The organism is Kitasatospora sp. NPDC092039, from assembly GCF_044756065.1.
Taxonomy (GTDB): Bacteria; Actinomycetota; Actinomycetes; order Streptomycetales; family Streptomycetaceae; genus Kitasatospora.
The window spans coordinates 185,199-199,913 of sequence record NZ_JBIVSD010000008.1; the positions used below are offsets into that span (position 1 = coordinate 185,199).

Consider the following 14,715-nt stretch of genomic DNA (forward strand, 5'->3'; position numbering starts at 1 on the left):
TCGCCATAGGTCTCGAAGGAGACTGGGAAGCATGAGTCGTTCCGCACACCCGGCAGGACCCCGGCACGGGGACGTACTGCCGGAGGGCCACTACCAGGCCCCGCCCGCCGACCTGAACGCGCTCGACCCCAAGGTCTGGTCGCGCACCGTCGCCCGGAACGCCGACGGCGTGGCCACCGTCGGCGGCGTCGACGTCCGGCGGCTGGCCGCCGAGTTCGGCACCCCCGCCTACGTGCTGGACGAGGAGGACTTCCGCGGCCGGGCGCGCGCCTGGCGGGACGCCTTCGGCACCGGCGCGGACGTCTACTACGCCGGCAAGGCGTTCCTCTCCAAGGCCGTCGTGCGCTGGCTGCACGAGGAGGGCCTCAACCTCGACGTGTGCAGCGCGGGCGAGTTGGCCGTCGCGCTGGCCGCCGGGATGCCGCCGCAGCGGATCGCGCTGCACGGCAACAACAAGTCGGTGGACGAGCTCGAGCACGCGGTGAAGAGCGGCGTCGGGCACATCGTGGTCGACTCCTACGAGGAGATCGAGCGCCTCGCCTCCATCGCCGCCCACCAGGGCGTGTGCCAGCCGGTGCTGATCCGGATCACCGTCGGCGTGGAGGCGCACACCCACGAGTTCATCGCCACCGCGCACGAGGACCAGAAGTTCGGCCTCTCGCTCAACGGCGGCGCGGCCGCCGAGGCGGTGCGCCGGGTGCTCCGCCACGACAGCCTGGAGCTGCGCGGCATCCACTCGCACATCGGCTCGCAGATCTTCGACATGGCCGGCTTCGAGGTGGCCGCCCGCCGGGTGGTCGGCCTGCTGGCCGGGATCCGCGACGAGCACGGCGTCGAGCTGCCCGAGATCGACCTCGGCGGCGGCCTCGGCATCGCCTACACCAGCGAGGACGACCCGCGCGAGCCGGCCGAGATCGCGGCCGCGCTGGCCGAGATCGTGCGCCGCGAGTGCGCCGCCGCGGACCTGGACACCCCCCGGCTGAGCGTGGAGCCGGGCCGGGCGATCGTCGGCCCGACCGCGTTCACGCTGTACGAGGTCGGCACCGTCAAGCCGCTGGAGGGCCTGCGCACCTACGTCAGCGTGGACGGCGGGATGTCCGACAACATCCGCACCGCGCTGTACGACGCCGAGTACTCGGTGGCCCTGGTGTCCCGCACCAGCGACGCGGAGCCGATGCTGGTGCGGGTGGTCGGCAAGCACTGCGAGTCCGGCGACATCGTCGTCCGGGACGCCTTCCTGCCGGCCGACCTGGCCCCCGGCGACCTGATCGCGGTGCCCGCCACCGGCGCCTACTGCCGCTCGATGGCGAGCAATTACAACCACGCCCTCAAGCCCCCCGTGCTCGCCGTCAGGGACGGTGCGGCGCGGGTGATCGTCCGGCGCGAGACGGGGGAGGATCTCCTGCGTCTGGATATCGGATGACGAAATCCTTGTCTCAGATCATGGAACGACCGTAGATCCGTACGGAAAGTCCCGGAGACTGGTACGGACCGAAGTTCCCGGCGGTCCCGGAAAACCCGCCGGAAATTACCGAAGCAGATGAATGCAGAGCGGAGTCGGATGATGCGTACGCGCCCGCTGAAGGTGGCGTTGCTGGGTTGTGGTGTGGTGGGCTCCGAGGTGGCGCGCATCATGACGACGACGGCCGACGACCTCGCCGCTCGCATCGGTGCTCCGGTCGAGCTGGCCGGGATCGCGGTCCGCCGCGCCGGGCGGACCCGCCCGGGCGTCCCCGAGCACCTGATCACCACCGACGCCGAAGCCCTGGTCAACCGGGGCGACATCGACGTGGTGGTCGAGGTGGTGGGCGGCATCGAGCCGTCCAAATCGCTGATCCTGTCCGCCTTCAAACGGGGTGCGTCGGTGGTCAGCGCCAACAAGGCGCTGCTCGCCAAGGACGGCACCGAGCTGCACGCCGCGGCCGCCGAGGCCGGGGTCGACCTGTACTACGAGGCCGCGGTGGCGGGCGCGATCCCGCTGCTGCGTCCGCTGCGCGAGTCCCTCGCGGGCGACAAGGTCAACCGGGTGCTGGGCATCGTCAACGGCACCACCAACTTCATCCTCGACAAGATGGACACCACCGGCGCCGGCTACTCGGAGGCGCTGGAGGAGGCCACCGCGCTGGGCTACGCCGAGGCCGACCCGACGGCCGACGTCGAGGGCTTCGACGCCGCCGCCAAGGCCGCGATCCTGGCCGGCATCGCCTTCCACACCGAGGTCACCGCGGCCGACGTCTACCGCGAGGGCATCACCGAGGTGACCGCGGCCGACATCGCCTCGGCCAAGGAGATGGGCTGCGTGGTCAAGCTGCTCGCGATCTGCGAGCGGGCCGCCGACGGCGCGTCCGTCACCGCGCGGGTACACCCGGCGATGATCCCGCTGTCGCACCCGCTGGCGTCCGTCCGCGAGGCGTACAACGCGGTGTTCGTCGAGGCCGAGGCGGCCGGCCGGCTGATGTTCTACGGCCCCGGCGCGGGCGGCTCGCCGACCGCCTCCGCGGTGCTCGGCGACCTGGTCGCGGTCTGCCGCAACAAGCTGGCCGGCGCCACCGGCCCCGGTGACTCGCTGTACACGCAGCTGCCGGCCAAGCCGATGGACCAGGTGGTCACCCGCTACCACGTCAGCCTGGACGTGGACGACCGCGCGGGCGTGCTCGCCCAGGTGGCGTCCGTCTTCGCCGAGCACGGCGTCTCCATCGACACCGTGCGCCAGCAGGGCCGCGACGGCGACGCCTCGCTCGTCGTGGTCACCCACCGTGCCACCGACGCCGCGCTGTCGGCGACGGTCGACAAGCTCCGCGCGCTGGACAGCGTGCGGGACGTGGCCAGCATCATGCGGGTCGAAGGGGAATAAGGAACAGCCATGAACGCCGTTGCCGAGAACGTCGTCCGAGGCGCGCACACCCACCAGTGGCGCGGCCTGATCGAGGAGTACCGGGACCGCCTGCCGGTCACCGCGGCCACCCCGGTGGTCACCCTGCTGGAGGGCGGCACGCCCCTGGTCCCGGCCCAGGTGCTCTCCGAGCGCACGGGCTGCGAGGTCTACCTCAAGGTCGAGGGCGCCAACCCGACCGGCTCCTTCAAGGACCGCGGGATGACGATGGCCATCTCCAAGGCCAAGGAGGAGGGCGCGCAGGCGGTCATCTGCGCCTCCACCGGCAACACCTCGGCCTCCGCCGCCGCGTACGCGGTGCGGGCCGGGATGGTCTCCGCGGTGCTCGTCCCGCAGGGCAAGATCGCCCTCGGCAAGATGGGCCAGGCACTGGTGCACGGCGCCAGGATCCTGCAGGTCGACGGGAACTTCGACGACTGCCTCACCCTCGCGCGTGAACTGTCCGAGAAGTACCCGGTGGCGCTGGTCAACTCGGTGAACCCGGTGCGGATCGAGGGCCAGAAGACCGCGGCCTTCGAGATCGTCGACATGCTCGGCGACGCCCCGGACATCCACGTCCTGCCGGTCGGCAACGCGGGCAACATCACCGCGTACTGGAAGGGCTACCGCGAGTACGCCGCCGACGGCATGGCCGCCCGCACCCCGCGGATGTGGGGCTTCCAGGCGTCCGGCTCGGCCCCCATCGTGGACGGCGCGCCGGTGCTCAAGCCGCAGACCATCGCCACCGCGATCCGGATCGGCAACCCGGCCTCCTGGGACTTCGCGCTCGCCGCGCGGGACGACTCGGGCGGCCTCATCGACAAGGTGACGGACCGTCAGATCCTGTCCGCCTACCGGCTGTTGGCCTCGCAGGAGGGCGTCTTCGTGGAGCCCGCCTCGGCCGCCTCGGTGGCCGGCCTGCTGGCCAAGGCGGAGGCCGGCCTGGTCGACCCGGGCCAGCGGATCGTCTGCACTGTGACCGGAAACGGCCTGAAGGACCCGGACTGGGCGGTGGCCGGCGCGCCGCAGCCGCAGGTCGTCCCGATCGACCCGGAGGCGGCCGCCCGCAGCCTCGGACTGCTCGACCGTTAAAAAGGCCTGACGCACCGACGGGCCGACCCTTTCGGGGGTCGGCCCGTCGGAGTTCCCCACTGACACTTTTGTGTCAATCGCGCCGCGCGCGGCAATGCGTTTCCGCCCCCCTCCCCGGCCGGGCGGGGTGTGCATTCCGGCCAGAACGGCAACACACCAGATCGAAGGCCCACGGGGTGTACCGCTCGGGAACCTCTCTTCGATACTCTGGCTTCGGCCGTGTGGCACATGCCCCGGGCCCGGCGGGTCCGGGCCGCGCCGACCGTCGCGACCGCCCGCCCCGGAGGGGCCGCGGTCCGTTCCCCGCCCTCGCACCGACGACGCGCTCCGCGCCGCCCGATTTCCCCAGGAGAGTCCACCGCATGGCCGGTCCCGCGTTCCGTGCCGCCGCCGTCCGGGTCAGGGTTCCCGCGACCAGCGCCAACCTCGGCCCGGGCTTCGACGCCTTCGGGCTCGCGCTGGGTCTGTATGACGACGTGGTCGTCCGGGTCGCCGACTCCGGCCTCTCCGTCGACATCGCCGGCGAGGGTGCCGAGACGCTGCCGCGCGACGAGCGCCACCTGCTGGTCCGCTCGATGCGCGCCGCCTTCGACCGGCTCGGCGGCCAGCCGCGGGGCCTCGAAGTGGTCTGCGCCAACCGGATACCGCACGGCCGCGGCCTCGGCTCCTCCTCGGCCGCCATCTGCGCCGGCATCGTGGCCGCCCGCGCGGTGACCATCGGCGGCCCGTCCGCGCTGGACGACGACGCCCTGCTGGCCCTCGCCTCCGAGCTGGAGGGCCACCCGGACAACGTGGCCGCCTGCCTGCGCGGCAACTTCACCATCGCCTGGACCGACGAGGAGTCGGCCAAGGCCGTCACGCTGGAGCCGTCCGAGCAGGTCGTCCCGGTGGTGTTCGTGCCGGCCGGCGAGGTGCTCACCGAGACCGCGCGCGGACTGCTGCCGAGAACCGTCCCGCTGGCCGACGCGGCCGTCAACGCCGGCCGCTCCGCACTGCTGGTGGAGGCGCTCACCCGGCGCCCCGAGCTGCTCCTCGCCGCCACCGAGGACCGGCTGCACCAGGACTACCGCGCCTCCGCCATGCCGGACAGCGCCGCCCTGGTCGGCGCGCTGCGCGCCGAGGGGTTCCCCGCGGTCATCTCCGGGGCCGGCCCGACCGTCCTGGCGCTCACCGACGAGGCGGGCGCCGACAAGGTTCTGTCCTTCGCCGGGCACCACGGCCACGGCGGCGACCCGGCGTTCGCCGCGCACCGGCTGGACGTCGACCGAGCCGGGGCCGTCGTGCTCCCGCTGGACGTCTGAGCAGCCCGAACGTGCCGTTCGGGGCCCGGCGGCGGCACCCCGCCGAGCCGGCTCCGACGGACACGATTGGCAAGCGCGAGGCTGGGGAATGTCTGAGGGAGTCGGTAGTGTTAACCTCATTGCTGCACCAGGTGCCCTCCGGGGCTAGGTGCGCCGCGTCCCGATCCCAGCGCTCCACGGCAGTGGAGCCCCGGCGATCCACGGGGCGACGATTCTCCGGGAGCCCACCGCAGCGCGTACGCAGCCTGCCTGCGCGACATGCGGCCGCATCCCGAAGCCGTGACGGCACCTGACTCCCACCCGCGGCCTCCCAGCTGGAGGCACAGGACGGGCGGAGCGCGGGCCACCGTCACGCGACGGGGGCCCGGGATTCGCAGGGAGCGTGGGGGTTACGCCCTCAGGGGAGGTCGACACACGACCGGCCCACGCGCCACTCAGCACCACCGTGCTTCACGCACCGCACCTCGTACGTAGCTCTCCCTCGACGGGCTCCCGCCATTCGAGGGACCACCGCCTCGGACCGACGCAGTCGAGCGTTGGTCAGGACAGCACAACCGGTCGCCGAGCCAGACAGGCCGACGTCCGCTCCAGGGAAGGACCCTTAGTGAGCGACTCCACCGATCTGATGGGCGCGCGCCCGGACGCCGATGCGTCGGACGCAGCCGCCGCCCCCGCTGCCCCGGCGCGGCGCCGCCGCAGTGCCGCCGCGGGCCTGGACGGCATGGTCCTGGCCGAGCTCCAGAAGCTCGCCGCGGACCTTGGCATCACCGGTACCGGACGCATGCGCAAGAGCCAGCTGATCGAGACCATCAAGGAGAAGAGCGGCGGGGACCCGCTGCTCGCCGCCGGTGGCGCCGCCCCGGCCGCCAAGCGCGCCGCCGCCAAGGCGGACGCCGAGGCCCCGGCCGAGAAGCCAGCCCGCCGCACCAAGGCCGCCGCCGCCAAGGCGGAGGCCGAGGCCCCGGCAGCCGCCGAGCCGCAGACCCAGATCGAGATCCCGGTCCAGGCCGCCGCCGAGACCGCCGCGCCCGCCCGTGCCGAGCGCACCCGCCGCCGGGCCACCTCGGCCGCCGGAGCGCCCACCGCTCCGGCCGCGGAGGCAGCCACCGAGGCCGCCGGCGTCGCGGTCGCCGAGCCGAAGCAGGCCGAGGGCCGCCCGGCCGAGACCCGCGGCTTCGAGGGCCGTGAGGACGGCCGCGAGAGCCGTCGCGACCGCCGTGAGCGCCGCGAGCGCCGCGACGGCACCGAGCGCACCGACCGCCAGGAGGGCGGCGAGGCCCAGGACGGCGACGGCCGCGAGTCGCGCCGCGACCGCCGCAACCGCCGCGAGCGGACCGACCGCCAGTCCCAGCAGGGCGGCGGCCAGCAGCAGGGCGGCCAGGCCGAGCAGCAGGGCCGCCAGGCCCAGCAGGCCCAGCAGCCGCAGGCCCAGCAGGGCGGCTACGAGGACGACGAGTTCGGCGAGGGCCGCCGCGGCCGGCGCGGGCGCTACCGCGACCGCCGTGGCCGCCGTGGCCGCGACGGCTTCGAGGCCGGCCCCGTCGAGCCGCAGATCGGCGAGGACGACGTCCTGATCCCGGTCGCGGGCATCCTCGACATCCTCGACAACTACGCGTTCGTGCGCACCTCCGGCTACCTGCCGGGCCAGAACGACGTCTACGTCTCGCTCGCCCAGGTCCGCAAGAACGGCCTGCGCAAGGGTGACGCCATCACCGGTGCGGTGCGCCAGCCCCGCGACGGCGAGCGCCGCGAGAAGTTCAACGCCATGGTGCGGCTGGACTCCGTCAACGGCATGGACCCGGAGAGCGGCCGCGGCCGTCCCGAGTTCAACAAGCTCACCCCGCTGTACCCGCAGGAGCGGCTGCGCCTGGAGACCGACCCGGGCGTGCTGACCACCCGGATCATCGACCTGGTGTCGCCGATCGGCAAGGGCCAGCGCGGTCTGATCGTCGCGCCGCCGAAGACCGGCAAGACCATGGTGCTCCAGGCGGTCGCCAACGCGATCACCCACAACAACCCCGAGTGCCACCTGATGGTCGTCCTGGTCGACGAGCGTCCGGAAGAGGTCACCGACATGCAGCGGTCGGTGAAGGGCGAGGTCATCTCCTCGACCTTCGACCGCCCGGCCGAGGACCACACCACCGTCGCCGAACTGGCCATCGAGCGCGCCAAGCGCCTGGTGGAGCTGGGCCACGACGTGGTCATCCTGCTGGACTCGATCACCCGTCTCGGCCGTGCCTACAACCTGGCCGCGCCGGCCTCCGGCCGCATCCTGTCCGGTGGTGTCGACTCGACCGCGCTGTACCCGCCGAAGAAGTTCTTCGGCGCCGCGCGCAACATCGAGAACGGCGGCTCGCTGACCATCCTGGCCACCGCGCTGGTCGAGACCGGCTCGCGCATGGACGAGGTGATCTTCGAGGAGTTCAAGGGCACCGGCAACATGGAGCTCAAGCTCGACCGGAAGCTCTCGGACAAGCGCATCTTCCCGGCCGTCGACGTGGACGCCTCCAGCACCCGCAAGGAGGAGATCCTGCTCGGCAGCGAGGAGTTGGCCATCGTCTGGAAGCTGCGCCGGGTGCTGCACGCGCTCGACTCGCAGCAGGCGATCGAGCTGCTCCTGGACAAGATGAAGCAGACCAAGAGCAACGCCGAGTTCCTGATGCAGATCGCCAAGACCACCCCCGGCTCCGGCGACTGACCGTAGCCGGACGGCTGTCGAAGCACGGAACCCCGGATCGCGCGAGCGGTCCGGGGTTCCGTTGCGTCCGGCCCCGTTTGTTCCAGAGTCGGGACAACTTGGGGGCGTTTGGAGTGCCTTGTCCGATTTACTCTGGACCGTATGGCCGAACACAAGAGGGTCCCGAGTCGCCGCCGCAGGCTCCTGCGGACGGCGGCCTGCGCTTTCGCCGCGCTCGTCGTCCTCGGCGCCGGTGCGGCCCTCTTCGCCTACTTCAGGTTCAACGGCAACATCAGGAGCGTCGACATCGACGCCCGGCTCGGCGACGCCCGGCCGCCGGCCGCCACCGACGGCTCCTTCAACATCCTGGTGCTCGGCTCCGACTCGCGGAACGGCGCCAACGGCTCGATCGCCGGCGGGGACACCGGCGACACCGCCCGCTCGGACACCGCGATGGTGGTGCACATCACCCAGGACCACTCCCGCGCCCAGATCGTCTCGATCCCGCGCGACACCCTGGTCGCCCGCCCCGACTGCACCGACGCGAACGGCCGGACGGTGCCCGGCGCCAAGCGCGCGATGTACAACAGCGCCTTCGAGAGCGGCGGCGCGGCCTGCGCGGTCAGGACCACCGAGCAGCTCACCGGGCTGCGGATGGACCGCTACCTGCAGATCGACTTCGCCGGCTTCGCCCGGGTCGTGGACGCGATAGGCGGGGCCACCGTGACCACCACGGTGGCCATCCACGACAAGGACAGCGGGCTCGACCTGCCGCCCGGCGAGCACCACCTGGACGGACGGCAGGCGCTGGCCTTCGTGCGCACCCGGCACGGCGTCGGCGACGGCAGCGACCTCGGCCGGATCGAGCTCCAGAAGCAGATGGTGCGGTCCCTGCTGAAGCAGGCCGGGGGGAGCGGGCTGCTCACCAACCCGGTCAAGCTGTGGTCGCTCGGCGACACCGTGACCAGGAGCATCACCACCGACTCCGCGCTCGGCTCGGTGAACGCGCTGGTGGGGCTCGCCCAGGAGCTCAAGGGGATAGGCCCGGACCAGCTGAGCATGGTCACCCTGCCGGTGGCGGCGGCCCCCGGCGACCCGAACCGGGTGGTGCCGCAGCAGCCGGAGGCCGGGCAGGTCTGGGCGGCGCTCAAGGCCGACCAGCCTTTTCCCACGGCCGTCGTCTCCGTACAGCCCGAGAACCCCGCTGCTGTTCGCCCGCTCGCCTCCGGGCGCTCTTGACCCGGCGCCGACGGTCGGCGCTCCCTCGCTCCTTCGTCGCTCCCTCGCTTCTCCCTTTCGGCACCGGCGCGCCCTTCGGCTCGGGGCGGGTGCTGCTGTTCGCCCGGTCCCAAGGCCACCGCCGGGCGCTGAGGGGGCCCGGAATATCCCGGAACGCGACCCGGTTTGGGAAGATGCGGCCGGTCCTGGCAGACTGGTCCGTCGGTCCCGGTTCACGTGCGGCGCTCCAGCCGCCGACCCGGTGCCCTCCCGAAACCTAGGAGACCCCCTTGAAGTCCAACGTTCACCCCGAGTACGTGGTCACCCGCGTGACCTGCACCTGTGGCGCCGAGTTCGTGACCCGCTCGACCGAGACCAGTGGCGAGATCCGCGCCGAGGTCTGCTCGCAGTGCCACCCGTTCTACACCGGCAAGCAGAAGATCCTCGACACCGGTGGCCGCGTGGCCCGCTTCGAGGCCCGCTTCGGCAAGCAGCACAGCGCGAAGGCCTAGCGCTCACTCGGCGCCGGTTCCCGGCGCCCCCGTACTGTTGTCGGGGGCGTCGGGGGCCGGCGCCGTTCGCGTCCCCCGCGAGTTCCCCACCCCCCCACACGTTTCCGAGTCCCCGGGAAGAAGGCCACCCCCATGTTCGAGGCAGTCGAAGAGCTCCTCGTCGAGCACGCCGACCTCGAGACGAGGCTGGCCGACCCGTCCGTCCACGCCGACCAGGCCAACGCCCGCAAGCTGGCCAAGCGGTATGCCGAGCTGACCCCGATCACCCGGGTCTACCGGCAGTGGCGACAGGCCGGCGAGGACATCGAGGCCGCGCGCGAACTCGCCGCCGAGGACCCGGAGTTCATCGCCGAGGTGAAGGACTCCGAGGCGCGCCGGGAGGAGCTCACCGAGGAGCTGCGGCTGCTGCTGGTCCCGCGCGACCCGAGCGACGACAAGGACGTCATCCTGGAGATCAAGGCGGGCGAGGGCGGCGAGGAGTCCGCGCTGTTCGCCGGCGACCTGCTCCGGATGTACCTGCGCTACGCGGAGCGGGTCGGCTGGAAGACCGAGATCATCGACTCCAACGAGTCCGACCTCGGCGGCTACAAGGACGTCTCGGTGGCCGTGAAGACCAAGGGCAGCACCGAGCCCGGCCAGGGCGTCTGGGCCCGGCTGAAGTACGAGGGCGGCGTGCACCGCGTGCAGCGCGTCCCCGCCACCGAGTCGCAGGGCCGCATCCACACCTCCGCGGCGGGCGTGCTGGTCACCCCCGAGGCGGAGGAGGTCGAGGTCGAGATCCTCGCCAACGACCTCCGGATCGACGTCTACCGCTCCTCCGGCCCCGGCGGCCAGTCGGTCAACACCACCGACTCCGCGGTCCGGATCACCCACCTGCCGACCGGTATCGTGGCGTCCTGCCAGAACGAGAAGAGCCAGCTCCAGAACAAGGAGCAGGCGATGCGCATCCTGCGGTCGCGGCTGCTGGCCGCCGCGCAGGAGGAGGCCGAGCGGGAGGCCTCGGACGCGCGCCGCAGCCAGGTCCGCACGGTCGACCGCTCCGAGCGGATCCGCACGTACAACTACCCCGAGAACCGCATCTCGGACCACCGCACCGGATTCAAGGCGTACAACCTGGACCAGGTCCTGGACGGCGAACTGAACGCGGTGATCCAGTCCTGCGTGGACAAGGACGCGGCGGCCAAGCTCGCCGCGGCCGCCCAAGAGAACTGAGACCGGCGCGCCCCAGCCCGCGCTTCGCCCGAAGCCGGAGCGCAGAAACAAGAGGTCGTACGGATGAACCTGCTGCTCGCCGAGGTGGCCCAGGCCACCCAGCGGTTGGCCGCGGCCGGCGTGCCGTCGCCGCGCTTCGACGCGGAGGAGCTCGCCGCCTACGTCCACAACGTCAAGCGCAGCCAGCTGCACACGGTGAAGGACGCCGACTTCGACGCCCGCTACTGGGAGGCGGTCTCCCGCCGGGAGGCGCGCGAGCCGCTCCAGCACATCACCGGGCGGGCGTTCTTCCGCTACCTCGAACTGGAGGTCGGCCCCGGGGTCTTCGTGCCCCGGCCGGAGACCGAGACGGTCGTCGAGTGGGCGATAGACGCGGTGCGCGACATGGACGTGGCCGAGCCGCTGGTGGTGGACCTGTGCTCCGGCTCCGGCGCGATCGCCCTCGCCCTGGCCCAGGAACTGCCGCGCTCGACCGTGCACGCCTTCGAACTGGACGAGGGCGCGCTGGAGTACACCCGGCGCAACATCGACGCCAGCCCCGACCGCGCCCGGGTCACCCTGCACGCCGGTGACGCCACCAAGGCCTTCGAGGACGACCGCTCCTGGGACGGCCGCTTCGACCTGGTCATCTCCAACCCGCCGTACATCCCGCTCACCGAGTGGGAGTACGTCGCGCCGGAGGCCCGCGACCACGACCCGCAGATGTCGCTGTTCTCCGGCGAGGACGGCCTGGACACCATCCGCGGCATCGAGCGGGTCGCGGCCCGACTGCTGCGCCCGGGCGGCGCGGTGGTCATCGAGCACGCCGACCAGCAGGGCGGCCAGGTGCCGTGGATCTTCAACGAGGAACACGGCTGGACGGACACCGCCGACCACCGCGACCTCAACAACCGGCCGCGTTTCACGACCGCCCGGAGGGTCGGGTCGTGAACCGTCGAGCGCAGTACGACCGCCCGGAGGGTCGGGTCGTGAACCGTCGAGCGCAGTACGACCGCCCGGAGGGTCGGGTCGTGAACATCGAACGCTGTACGACAGCGCGCAAGGCCGCGCTGTGACCGCAGTGAGGGCCGTAGTGACCGCCATGAGCCACTCCGGAAGGGGACCGCACCGATGAGCCGCCGCTACGACTGTGCCGATGCCGGGGACCGCACCACCGGTCTGCGCGAGGCCGCCTCGGCCATCCGCCGCGGCGAACTCGTCGTGCTGCCCACCGACACCCTCTACGGGGTCGGCGCGGACGCCTTCTCCGCGGAGGCCGTCGGCGAGCTGATGGCCGCCCGCGGCCGCGGCCGCAACACCCCGTCCCCGGTGCTGGTCGGCTCGCCGACCACCCTGCACGGCCTGGTCACCGACTTCTCCGAGCAGGCCTGGGAGCTGGTCGACGCGTTCTGGCCCGGCGGGCTCACCCTGGTCGCCCGGCACCAGCCCTCGCTGCGCTGGGACCTCGGCGACACCCGCGGCACCGTCGCGGTCCGGATGCCGCTGCACCCGGTCGCCATCGAGCTGCTGAACGCCACCGGCCCGCTGGCCGTCTCCAGCGCCAACCGGATCGGCGGGTCCTCCCCGCTGACCTGCGACGAGGCGCAGTCCCAGCTCGGCGACGCGATCTCGGTCTACCTGGACGGCGGGGCGGCCGAGGACTCCGCCACCTCGTCGATCGTCGACGTCACCGGCAAGGTCCCGGTTCTGCTGCGGGCCGGTGCGATCAGCGTCGAGCAGCTGAGGGAGGTCGTCCCCGACCTGGAGGCCGGCAGTTGACGCCCACCGCCTCGCTCCACGCCGGGCCGGGCATAGCGCCGTACCTGAGCGTGGGCCCCAGGCCGCTGGACCACTTCCGGATCCTGTTCGTCTGCACCGGGAACATCTGCCGCTCGCCGATCGCCGAGCGGCTGACCCGGCGTGAGCTGGACACCCGGCTGAGCCCCCGGGTGGCCGGACGGATCCTGGTCGAGAGCGCCGGCACCTGGGGCCACGAGGGCGCGCCGATGGAGGACCACGCCGCGACCGTGCTCGACGAGTACGGCGCCGACAGCGGTGGCTTCACCGGCCGCGAGCTGCTGGACGAGCACGTGGTCGAGGCCGACCTGGTGCTCACCGCGACGCTGGACCACCGCGCCCAGGTGATCTCGATGGGCCACGAGGCGGGGCTGCGCACCTTCACGCTGAAGGAGTTCACCCGCCTGGTGCGGACGATAGACCCGGGCACCCTGCCGGACCCGCGGCGCGGCGCCGACGTCACCGAGCGGGCCCGCGCGCTGGTCCGGGCGGCCGCCGCGCTGCGCGGCTGGCTGCTGGCCGCCACCCCGGAGTCGGACGAGGTGGACGACCCGTACGGGGCGCCGATCGGCATGTTCCGCAACTGCGGCGAGGAGATATTCCACGCGGTCGACCCGGTGGTCACCGCGCTCACCGGCGTGCCCGCGCCGCGCTGACCGAGCCGACGGGGCCCGGCGCCGAACGGGGCCGTCCGGCCGCGGCTCGGCGGGCCGGGCGGCGGCAGCGGTCCTACGCTGGGTGACACAGTCCCCGCAGCGCCCGGGAGCCCCGCCATGACCGTCACCGATGCAGCGACCGACCCGACCGCGACGACCGGACGCCCGTGGGCGCCCGAGGCGCTGCGCCGCGCCGACCCGCAGCTGGCCGACCTGCTGGCCGCGGAGGCCGAGCGGCGTGCCGAGACCATCCAGCTGCTGGCGGGGGAGAACCTGACCAGCCCCGCCGTCCTGGCGGCCCTCACCGGCCCGCTGATCGACAAGTACGCCGAGGGCTACCCGGGCCGCCGGCACCACACCGGCTGCGCGCTGGCGGACGCCGCCGAGCTGCTGGCGATCGACCGGGCCCGCGAGCTGTTCGCCGCCCCGCACGCCAACGTCCAGCCCCGGTCGGCGACTTCGGCGATGCTGGCGACGTACGCGGCGCTGCTGCGGCCCGGGGACGGGGTGCTGGCGATGTCGCTGGAGCACGGCGGCCACCTCAGCTGCGGCTCGCGCGCCAACTTCTCCGGGCGCTGGTTCGACTTCACCGGCTACGGCGTGCGCGAGTCCGACGGGCTGATCGACCTCGACCAGGTCCGCGACCTGGCCCGGCAGCACCGCCCCAAGGCCATCGTGGCGGGCTCGATCTCGCACCCCCGGCACCCCGACTGGGCGGCGTTCCGGGAGATCGCCGACGAGGTGGACGCCTACCTGATCGCCTCCGCCGCGCAGACCACCGGGCTGATCGCGGCCGGGGTGGCGCCCTCCCCGGTGCCGTACGCGGACGTCACGGTGGCGGCCACCCACAAGCTGCTGCGCGGTCCGCGCGGCGGGCTGCTGCTGTGCACCGCGGAGCTGGCCGAGCGGATCGACCGGGCGGTCTTCCCGTTCAGCCAGGGCGGCGCGGCCATGAACGAGGTGGCCGGCAAGGCGGTGGCCCTCGCGGAGGCTTCCGCGCCCGCCTACCGGACGTACGCGCAGCGGACTGTGTCCGGGGCCCGGGCGCTCGCCGCGGGCCTCGCGGAGGCCGGCCTGCGCCCGCTGACGGGCGGTACCGACACCCATCTGGTGACCGCCGACGTGAGCCCGCTCGGCGTGACCGGCGCGGAGGCCGAGCGGCGCTGCGCGGCGGCCGGGCTGCTGCTCGGCAAGTGCGCGCTGCCCTACGACCCGGCGCCGGTCGCCGAGGCCTCCGGGATCCGGCTGGGCACGGGCACGGTGACCAGCCAGGGGATGGGGGAGCCGGAGCTGGCGGAGATCGCCGGATTGGTCGCCCGGGTGCTCACCGGGGGCGCGGCCGCTCCGGCCGCGGCGCGGGTCCGGGAGCTGGCGCTGGCCTTCGCCCGCCCGGCGTGAC

The 14,715-nt window shown here is 73.0% G+C and carries 12 protein-coding genes; all 12 read left to right on the forward strand.

Features of this window, described 5'->3' with window-relative positions; genetic code table 11:
- The first annotated feature begins 31 nt into the window (after positions 1 to 31).
- Complete coding sequence (gene lysA, locus ACIQI7_RS18180; RefSeq protein ID WP_401110821.1) at positions 32 to 1,423, forward strand: diaminopimelate decarboxylase; 1,392 nt, start codon at positions 32 to 34, stop codon at positions 1,421 to 1,423.
- Between the two features lie 138 nt (positions 1,424 to 1,561).
- Complete coding sequence (locus ACIQI7_RS18185) at positions 1,562 to 2,854, forward strand: homoserine dehydrogenase (RefSeq protein ID WP_387750269.1); 1,293 nt, start codon at positions 1,562 to 1,564, stop codon at positions 2,852 to 2,854.
- A gap of 9 nt (positions 2,855 to 2,863) precedes the next feature.
- Complete coding sequence (thrC, locus tag ACIQI7_RS18190; RefSeq protein ID WP_387750271.1) at positions 2,864 to 3,964, forward strand: threonine synthase; 1,101 nt, start codon at positions 2,864 to 2,866, stop codon at positions 3,962 to 3,964.
- A 362-nt stretch (positions 3,965 to 4,326) separates the two neighbouring features.
- The gene (gene thrB, locus ACIQI7_RS18195) at positions 4,327 to 5,265 is read left to right on the forward strand and encodes a homoserine kinase (protein ID WP_401110825.1); all 939 of its coding nucleotides are present in this window, start codon (positions 4,327 to 4,329) and stop codon (positions 5,263 to 5,265) included.
- A gap of 604 nt (positions 5,266 to 5,869) precedes the next feature.
- On the forward strand, positions 5,870 to 7,963 hold the full coding sequence (gene rho, locus ACIQI7_RS18200) for a transcription termination factor Rho (RefSeq protein WP_401110827.1): 2,094 nt from the start codon (positions 5,870 to 5,872) through the stop codon (positions 7,961 to 7,963).
- Positions 7,964 to 8,104: 141 nt separating this feature from the next.
- Positions 8,105 to 9,181 (forward strand): LCP family protein, encoded by a 1,077-nt coding sequence (locus tag ACIQI7_RS18205; RefSeq protein WP_401110829.1) that lies wholly within the window; start codon positions 8,105 to 8,107, stop codon positions 9,179 to 9,181.
- A 269-nt stretch (positions 9,182 to 9,450) separates the two neighbouring features.
- Positions 9,451 to 9,672: a 50S ribosomal protein L31 gene (gene rpmE / locus ACIQI7_RS18210; RefSeq protein WP_329927982.1), complete on the forward strand. Its 222-nt coding sequence runs from the start codon at positions 9,451 to 9,453 to the stop codon at positions 9,670 to 9,672.
- Between the two features lie 132 nt (positions 9,673 to 9,804).
- Positions 9,805 to 10,884: a peptide chain release factor 1 gene (gene prfA / locus ACIQI7_RS18215; protein WP_401110833.1), complete on the forward strand. Its 1,080-nt coding sequence runs from the start codon at positions 9,805 to 9,807 to the stop codon at positions 10,882 to 10,884.
- A 63-nt stretch (positions 10,885 to 10,947) separates the two neighbouring features.
- A complete protein-coding gene (gene prmC / locus ACIQI7_RS18220) occupies positions 10,948 to 11,814 on the forward strand; it encodes a peptide chain release factor N(5)-glutamine methyltransferase (RefSeq protein WP_401110835.1) in 867 nt (288 codons plus the stop codon).
- Positions 11,815 to 11,994: 180 nt separating this feature from the next.
- On the forward strand, positions 11,995 to 12,642 hold the full coding sequence (locus ACIQI7_RS18225; protein ID WP_401110838.1) for an L-threonylcarbamoyladenylate synthase: 648 nt from the start codon (positions 11,995 to 11,997) through the stop codon (positions 12,640 to 12,642).
- A 32-nt stretch (positions 12,643 to 12,674) separates the two neighbouring features.
- Positions 12,675 to 13,316: a low molecular weight phosphatase family protein gene (locus ACIQI7_RS18230; protein ID WP_049658080.1), complete on the forward strand. Its 642-nt coding sequence runs from the start codon at positions 12,675 to 12,677 to the stop codon at positions 13,314 to 13,316.
- 117 nt (positions 13,317 to 13,433) lie between these two features.
- Positions 13,434 to 14,714, forward strand: a complete 1,281-nt coding sequence (gene glyA / locus ACIQI7_RS18235) for a serine hydroxymethyltransferase (RefSeq protein ID WP_401110840.1) — start codon at positions 13,434 to 13,436, stop codon at positions 14,712 to 14,714.
- The last annotated feature ends 1 nt before the right edge of the window (position 14,715 follow it).

Excerpts from the sequence above, each read along its gene's own strand:
- thrB (WP_401110825.1), top strand. The coding sequence starts at position 4,327 with ATGGCCGGTCCCGCGTTCCGTGCCGCCGCCGTCCGGGTCAGGGTTCCC.
- thrC (WP_387750271.1), top strand. The coding sequence starts at position 2,864 with ATGAACGCCGTTGCCGAGAACGTCGTCCGAGGCGCGCACACCCACCAG.
- ACIQI7_RS18185 (WP_387750269.1), top strand. The coding sequence starts at position 1,562 with ATGATGCGTACGCGCCCGCTGAAGGTGGCGTTGCTGGGTTGTGGTGTG.
- prfA (WP_401110833.1), top strand. The coding sequence starts at position 9,805 with ATGTTCGAGGCAGTCGAAGAGCTCCTCGTCGAGCACGCCGACCTCGAG.
- lysA (WP_401110821.1), top strand. The coding sequence starts at position 32 with ATGAGTCGTTCCGCACACCCGGCAGGACCCCGGCACGGGGACGTACTG.
- ACIQI7_RS18205 (WP_401110829.1), top strand. The coding sequence starts at position 8,105 with ATGGCCGAACACAAGAGGGTCCCGAGTCGCCGCCGCAGGCTCCTGCGG.
- prmC (WP_401110835.1), top strand. The coding sequence starts at position 10,948 with ATGAACCTGCTGCTCGCCGAGGTGGCCCAGGCCACCCAGCGGTTGGCC.
- glyA (WP_401110840.1), top strand. The coding sequence starts at position 13,434 with ATGACCGTCACCGATGCAGCGACCGACCCGACCGCGACGACCGGACGC.
- ACIQI7_RS18225 (WP_401110838.1), top strand. The coding sequence starts at position 11,995 with ATGAGCCGCCGCTACGACTGTGCCGATGCCGGGGACCGCACCACCGGT.